4 protein-coding genes are annotated in these 7,953 nt (G+C 56.8%); all 4 read left to right on the forward strand.

Translation table 11 applies throughout. From position 1 onward, the window contains the following. The first annotated feature begins 267 nt into the window (after window positions 1-267). The 4 genes from HMPREF2712_RS06830 (at window position 268) to HMPREF2712_RS06845 (ending at window position 7,568) form a co-directional block, all read left to right on the forward strand. Window positions 268-1,902, forward strand: coding sequence for a type I restriction-modification system subunit M (locus tag HMPREF2712_RS06830; RefSeq protein ID WP_070819584.1), 1,635 nt, complete (start codon window positions 268-270; stop codon window positions 1,900-1,902). 2 nt (window positions 1,903-1,904) lie between these two features. Then, entirely contained in the window at window positions 1,905-3,164 is a 1,260-nt protein-coding gene (locus HMPREF2712_RS06835) for a restriction endonuclease subunit S (RefSeq protein ID WP_210401013.1), read from the forward strand. Window positions 3,165-3,341: 177 nt separating this feature from the next. After that, the gene (locus tag HMPREF2712_RS06840) at window positions 3,342-6,722 is read left to right on the forward strand and encodes a type I restriction endonuclease subunit R (protein ID WP_070819585.1); all 3,381 of its coding nucleotides are present in this window, start codon (window positions 3,342-3,344) and stop codon (window positions 6,720-6,722) included. Between the two features lie 597 nt (window positions 6,723-7,319). Continuing rightward, the gene (locus HMPREF2712_RS06845; RefSeq protein ID WP_005505891.1) at window positions 7,320-7,568 is read left to right on the forward strand and encodes a hypothetical protein; all 249 of its coding nucleotides are present in this window, start codon (window positions 7,320-7,322) and stop codon (window positions 7,566-7,568) included. Window positions 7,569-7,953 lie beyond the last annotated feature (385 nt).

The following is a 7,953-nucleotide window of genomic DNA, read 5'->3' on the forward strand; positions in this document are numbered from 1 at the left end:
TTTAACCCGCAGTGAAGACACTAACCTATCGAAACAACCAGTGGCTCGGCGATGACGAACCGGCGCGTGCGGGGTCGGGGGAACCCGTATACTGAAAGAGTTCGCGCCGCCGGGTACGAAACGGCTTGTGGAAGCTACGAACGCTCCCACGGAGTACAGCATCTAGACCGGCATTGGCGCATGTGTACGACCGGGACCGTACGGGTCCCAAACTTTTGACGTTTCTTTCGACGAGAAACGATAACTAATGAGAGGTTGACCGCCCCTATGACGACGCAGTCTACGGATTCTTCCGCTACCACTGACGAGCACCGTAACCGCAATGCGGAGCGTGCGCAGCTGCACTCCACGATTTGGCGTATTGCGAATGACCTGCGTGGTTCGGTAGATGGCTGGGACTTTAAGCAGTACGTGCTGGGTATGCTTTTCTACCGTTACCTCTCTGAGAGCCAGGTGCGCTTTGTTGAGGCTCAGAGAATTGAAATGCCGGGGCGTTTTGAAGACCTATCGGATGACGTGTTTAAGGAAAACGAGGACGCTAAGGATTACTTCATTAATGAGCGCGGCTTCCTGCTGCTGCCTTCGCAGCTGTTCTCGAATGTGTACAAGAACGCCCCTCATAATCAGAACCTGAACGAGACTCTGGCGAACGTGTTCAAGGCGTTTGAAGAGTCGGCGCGCGGTACCGACTCCGAAGCGAACGTGAAGGGCCTCTTCGACGACTTTGTGTTGGATTCGAATAAGCTGGGTGTGAGCCCGGCGGCTCGTCACGAGAACCTGCTCAAGCTCATGGATGCTGTGGCGGGCATGAATCTTGAGAAGGGTTACGAGGATAGCGAAAATGACGCTTTCGGTGACGCCTACGAGTACCTGATGGGCATGTACGCGGCGAATGCGGGTAAGAGCGGCGGCGAGTATTACACTCCGCAGGAGGTTTCGGAGCTGCTGGCGAAGATTGCCATGGATGGTCGTGATGCCGAGCAGATTCGTACCGTGTATGACCCGGCGTGTGGTTCGGGTTCGCTGCTGTTGAAGGTTAAGCGTGAGCTGGGTAAGAACTCGGACGGCCTGCGTTTTGTGGGTCAGGAGATTAACCTGACCACTTACAACCTGTGCCGTATGAATATGATTCTGCACGGTGTGCCGGTGGATGATTTCAGTATTGCACACGGTGATACTCTAATTGACCCGAAGCACCGCGGTGGTGCGGGTGGCGATTTTGAGGAGCCGTTTGGTGCGATTGTGTCTAACCCTCCGTATTCGACGAAGTGGAAGGGTGATGATGACCCGACCCTGATTCACGATGACCGTTACGCCCCGGCGGCTGTGTTGGCGCCTAAGTCGAAGGCTGACCTGGCGTTTACGATGCATATGCTGGCGTCGCTGGATGAGGCGGGTACGGCGGCTATCGTTGAGTTCCCGGGTGTGCTGTACCGTGGCGGTGCGGAGCGTAAGATTCGTGAGTACCTGCTGAAGCAGAACGTGGTAGACGCTGTGATTCAGCTACCCGCCAACCTGTTCTACGGTACGAGCATTGCGACCTGCATTCTGGTGTTGAAGAAGGGCCGCCGTAAGGATCATTCGGTGCTGTTCGTGGACGCTTCGCAGCTCTTCGATAAGGGTACGAACCAGAATATTCTGGGTAAGGTGCACCGTGAGAAGATTCTGGAGGTGCTGGCGGCTCGTGAGGAGCGTGAGCATTTCTCGGCGCTGGTTCCGGTGGAGAAGCTGCTGGAGCAGGAGGCGAACCTGGCGGTTTCGAGCTGGGTTGAGCCGGAGGATACCCGTGAGCGTGTGGATATTGTTGAGCTGAATACTCGTATTGAGGGTATTGTGGCTCGTCAGGCTCAGTTGCGCGTGGAGATTGACGCTATTGTGGCGCGCCTGGAAGGCGGCGAGTAGTCGTGGCTGAGGTGACGAATTATATTGACCGCCTGGTGGCTGAGCTCTGCCCGGACGGGGTAGAGTACCGCCCTATTGAGGAGCTGTTTACCACTCGTAATGGTTACACTCCGTCTAAGTCCAACAGCAGCTATTGGGAGAACGGAACTGTTCCCTGGTTCCGCATGGAAGACATCCGTGAAAATGGCGGAGTCCTATCAGAAGCCATGCAGTCCGTTCATGAAAGCGCTTTGAAAAAGGGTGGCATGTTCCCCGCTGGTTCAATCATCGTGGCAACTTCTGCAACGATTGGTGAGCATGCGCTAATCAACGTAGATTTTCTGTGCAATCAAAGGTTCACCGTTCTGATTCTTAAAGATGAATTTAAGAACCTTTTGTCTCCTAAATTTATTTACTACTATTCATTCATTTTGGATCGTTGGTGCCTTTCGAATACTACGCAGTCCAGCTTTGCCAGCGTGGATATGAAGCGTTTCAAGAAGTTTGAGTTTCCTGTTCCGCCGCTGGAGATTCAGGAAGCGATTGTTGAAATTCTCGACAAATTCACGAACATGGAAGCGGAGCTGGAAGCGGAGCTGGAAGCGGAGCTGGAAGCACGTACTCTGCAATACGAGTACTACCGGGATTTGCTCTTGGCTTCTTTCTCCGAGCCAGCGGTCAAGTTCTACTCGATAGAGGAACTGTTTACCACCCGTAATGGTTACACCCCGTCTAAGTCCAATAGCAGCTACTGGGAGAACGGAACTGTTCCCTGGTTCCGCATGGAAGACATCCGTGAAAATGGCGGAGTCCTATCAGAAGCCTTGCAGTCCGTTCATGAAAGTGCTTTGAAAAAGGGCGGGATGTTCCCCGCTGGTTCAATCATTGTGGCGACTTCTGCAACGATTGGTGAGCATGCGCTGATTAACGTAGATTTTCTGTGCAATCAGAGGTTCACTGTTCTGACCCCTAAGGAAGAGTTTAAGAGCCTTCTGCTCCCGAAGTTCCTCTACTACTACTCGTTTGTTTTGGATCGTTGGTGCCTTACAAATACTACGCAGTCCAGCTTTGCCAGCGTGGATATGAAGCGTTTCAAGAAGTTTGAGTTTCCCCTTCCTTCCTTGGACGAGCAACAGCGCATTGTCGATATTCTCGACCGCTTCGACTCCCTAACCAGCAGCCTCTCCGAGGGTCTACCCGCAGAGCTTGCAGCGCGTCGCAGCCAATACGAGTACTACCGCGACCGGCTACTCACCTTCCCCCGCAAGGGCGAAAACCAGTAGCCACCCGCGCATCAAACTGCGCATCACGCGCGAAACCCGTGCAGGGGTGGCACCCCGCCACCCCTGCACGGGCCGCTAGACCTCAACCACATACCTCAACCACACTCAACAAACTGGGCCCACTAATCCCTGAGCCCAACCATCCACGCACTCAACCCCTACGCAAAGGAGCACCCCGTGGAAACCGTACCCAACCACCCCCGCCCCACCGAAGGACGCACCGAAAGCATCCTCAGCTCTGACGACTTCACCGTCATCGCCAAGCTTGCCGAAACGAAGGACTACAAGGAATGGAAGGCACAGCACCAGAAGAAGCGTGAGCACCAGAGCGAATCGCAGCTCGAATCCGAACTCATCGAAACCCTCAAAACCCAGGGCTACGACTACCTGCCGCGCCTCACCGACGAAGCCGCACTCATCCGCAACCTGCGCGAACAGCTCGAACGCCTCAACACCCGCCCCGAAGAAGGCGCCTACGGCCCCAACAGCGGTTTCCACTTCACCGACGAAGAATTCGACCGTCTTCTCAAGAACCACATCGCCCGCTCCAACGACGGCATCCTCGAGAAGGCCAAGCTCATCCAGGAAGAACGCTTCATCGACTTCCGCCTCGAAGACGGCACCCTGCGCAACATCATGCTCATCGACGCCGCCTACCCCGCACGCAACCACATGCAGGTCATCAACCAGTACCGCGTACCCGCCCCCAACGGCAAAGTACTCAACCGCTACGACGTGACCATCCTCGTCAACGGCCTGCCCCTCGTACACATCGAACTCAAGAAGCGCAACGTGAGCATCCGCGAAGCCTTCCAGCAGATCGAGCGATACCAGAACGAAGGCTTCCAGCAGGACAAGCACCGCCTCTTCGAATACGCCCAAATCTTCGTCATCAGCAACGGCTTCGAAACCAAGTACTACTCCAACACCGTGCGCCACAAGCACATCGAAGACCAGCAGACCGCCAGCCGTAAGACCGACTCCGGCGGCTCCGCAGGCAAGAGCTTCGAATTCACCAGCTACTGGTCAGACGAACAGAACAACCGAATCAACGACCTGATTCTCTTCGCGCGCACCTTCCTCACCCGCCACACCCTCGCAAACGTCCTGACCCGCTACTGCATCTTCACCGTAGGCCAGGACCTGCTCGTCATGCGCCCCTACCAGATCGCGGCAACCGAGAAAATCATTAAGCGCGTCGAAATCGCCAATAACAACCCCAAGCTGCTCGGCACCAAAGAAGCCGGCGGCTACATCTGGCACACCACCGGCAGCGGCAAGACCCTCACCAGCTTCAAAACCGCACGCCGCCTGGCAGAAACCGGACTCGTCGACAAGGTCATCTTCGTCGTGGACCGCAAGGACCTCGACTACCAGACCATGCTCGAATACAACAACTTCCAGGCAGACTCCGTCAGCTCCACCGGCAGCACCCGCGAACTCAGCACCCGCCTCGCCGACCGCGGAACCAACATCGTAGTCACCACCATCCACAAGCTGTCCAACCTCATCACCGCCGACTCCAAGCACCCCGTCTACGGCCAGCGCGTAGCCATCATCTTCGACGAATGCCACCGCTCCCAGTTCGGCCGCATGAACACCGCCATCAAGAAGCACTTCAAGAAGTACAGCATGTTCGGGTTCACCGGCACCCCCATCTTCGAAAAGAACTCCGCAGGTGGCCCCGGCACCACCACCGTCGAAGTCTTCGGCGACTGCCTGCACACCTACACCGTCGTTGACGCCATCAACGACAAGAACGTGCTGAAATTCCACCTGGAATACACCAACACCAGCCCCACCTTTGCTGAGCTCGAAGAAACCTCCTACGCAGAAGAAATCGCCGCCGAACGCGCCGAAACCCCCGACGCGAAGGAACTCGCCAAGTTCGCAAAGAGCAAGGAAGTACTCGAAAGCCCCGAACGCATCGAAGCCGTAGCCACCTACATCCTGGACAACTACGACCGCAAAACCAACCAGAGCTCCGCCACCAGCTACGAGGTCAAGAAGACCCGCACCATCAACGGCGTCACCAAACACTACGTACAGCGCGTGCGCGGCTTCAACTCGATCCTGGCAACCTCGTCTATTGATGCTGCCTGCACCTACTACGACGCCCTCAACACCCTGCAGGAAGAACGCATCGCAGACGGCACCCTGCGCCCCGAACAGAAGCTCAAGGTCGCCATCATCTACTCGCAGGGCAACGGCGGGCAGCTCTTCGACACCTTCGGCGATGAAGAAAACTTCACCTTCGCCACCGAAGGCACCGGTAGCCGCATGGACGGCTTCCTCGAAGACTACAACACCATGTTCGGCACCAACTTCAGCACCGACGGCGACTCCTTCGACAACTACTACAAGGACGTCTCCCGCCGCATGAAGGTACGCGAACTGGACCTGCTCATCGTCGTCAACATGTTCCTCACCGGCTTTGACTCCAAGACCGTCAACACCCTCTGGGTCGACAAGAACCTGAAGATGCACGGCCTGGTGCAGGCATACAGCCGCACCAACCGAATCCTCAACTCGCTCAAGCCCTCCGGCAACATCGTGTGCTTCCGCGACCTCGAACAGGCAACCAAGGACGCCTTCACCCTCTTCGGCGACACCGAAAACAGCAGCGGCCAGTCCGCCCTCGACATCGCCTTCACCCGACCCTACAAGGAAGCCTACGCCGCATACGACAAGGCCGTATCTGAACTGCGCGAAGAATTCCCCATCGACGAGGGCGGCTCCATCACCGTGGATACCCCCGAAGACAAGGCCCGCTACATCAAGCTCATGAACCAGGTGCTTGAACTACAGCAGGAACTGCGCGTGCACGACGAGTTCATCCGCGACGGCGGCAACGAACTCATCAGCGACTACGACATGCAGGGCTACACCGGTGTCTACAACGACATCTACGAAGAGATTCGTGAGCAGCGTAAGGCACAGGAAGAAGGAACCGACGAGGGCGAAGATAGGACCGATAAGGTCGACCCGTTCGCCGGTATCCACTTCCTCACTGAGTTGGTGAAGCAGCAGGAAGTCGGTGTGCTCTATATCCTCGAGCTCGTCAAGGCAGCCCGCGCCGCACGCCACGGCAAGGCCGACGCGGCAGGGGAGAACAACACCGCCGAAACCACTCAGGACACCGTCGAGTACTTCCGCGACCGCGTGCGCCTCGCAATTCGTAACGACGCCGACCTGCGTGAAAGCGGCGACATCATCGAGGACTACTTCGATACCTACCTGAACGAGTCCGAAGACCACGACGTGCAGGAACACTTCCACCACTACGTGACCGACCGCCGCACCCGCGAAGAAGACACCATCGTCAAGGACGAAGAGCTGGACTCCGCAGAAACCCAGCGCGTCGTCAACCGTGCCCTCAAGGAAAACCGCCGCACTATTCCCGGCAAGATCAGCCGCCTGGTCAAGGGCAAAATCTCGCTCTTCGGCGGTAAGCTCGGCGGCGCGAAGACCGAGGACGCAGCAACCAAGGCGAAGCGCGTGAAGCAGAAGCTGGAGAAGCACATCGTCCGCTTCATGCCGTTCCTTGGCGGAAACTAACCCGCGGTTACGTGCTGTAACCGGCGGTAGTAATTCGCCGTTATTCGCCCAGAAGCCACATGTGTTTCGAAAAGCCACTTCTTTGGTGGCTTCTCGAAACACATGTGGCTTTTCGCTGTTTATGGGGGAGAGTCGGGGCCCCTTCGATAGGTTAGTGTCTTCACTACGGGTTAAAGACTCACGGTGAAGACACTAACCTATCGAAATAGCCAGTTATCCACCGCCGGTGAAAATTCAGTAATGACTTAGCAAGTTCAGTCATGACTTGGCGTCTTTGGCAATGGTTAAAACCCCAGCCCAGAGTCACTAACCCATGGCAGAAGTCCGTAACTCATGACCGAATTTCCCGCCCGGTGGGTGGGAGGCGGGGCAACGGCACACAGGAGGCAAGCCCGTCCGCGCCTAATCTTCCGTGCGGCGGGGGAGTTTGGCGGGGGAGTGCGCCTCCAGAAAGCCCCTTGTCACCCAATATTTTTTGGTGTTTTTCTGGCACAGGGTGGTGCAGCCCCTTATCTTGTCAGGGGTGCCCCGTACTTTGGTGGTAGAGAACAACGACGCGTTCTCACCCACTCCGCCGAGCGACCAAAGGAGCCCCTCATGTACACGGTTGGTTACTACAATGACGAAGACTTCCGCGCCTTCTACTCCGGCCAGGACGCCGCTAATATTGACGACTTCTTCACTGACAACGGCGAATACCTCATGGTGTACCTGCCGGAGGTGACCGACCGCGAGTTCCTTGCTGGCCTCCGCTACGGTAACGGCTGCGACGCGCTCTGCCAGAGCGGATACGCCCTCGACGAGGCAGAAGAGGCCCTTCGCGACATGTATGCGCTCGCCGTGTAGCCCGCCCGCCCACGCCAGGTCCCCAGTGTTAGGGGGGTCCTGGTGTCTTTTGTTGCACCCAAACGCCACAACATGTGGTCATGTGGCTCAACGGGGTGCAAACGACCGCAAACATGCGGTAGGGTGGTAACTGTAGTGTTCCATAACGCATTGATGCGTTTGTTGGGTGCGCTACGGGGCTGTTTTCCTTCCGGAGGTCAGATACGACCCACAAAAGCAGCCCGACACTAGTAACTAAACAACACACCATCACCGACGATAGGAGCGCATCTTCTATGGATTCGACCATCTTCAACCGCCGTACCCTGCTGGGTAGTGGCGCACTCATGGGCCTGGGGGCCCTGCTTGCTGCGTGCGGCCAGCAGGCAAATAACGAGGCGGCAGC

Origin of the sequence: Rothia sp. HMSC064F07, from assembly GCF_001837265.1 — a bacterium.
GTDB classification, from domain to species: domain Bacteria; phylum Actinomycetota; class Actinomycetes; order Actinomycetales; family Micrococcaceae; genus Rothia; species Rothia mucilaginosa.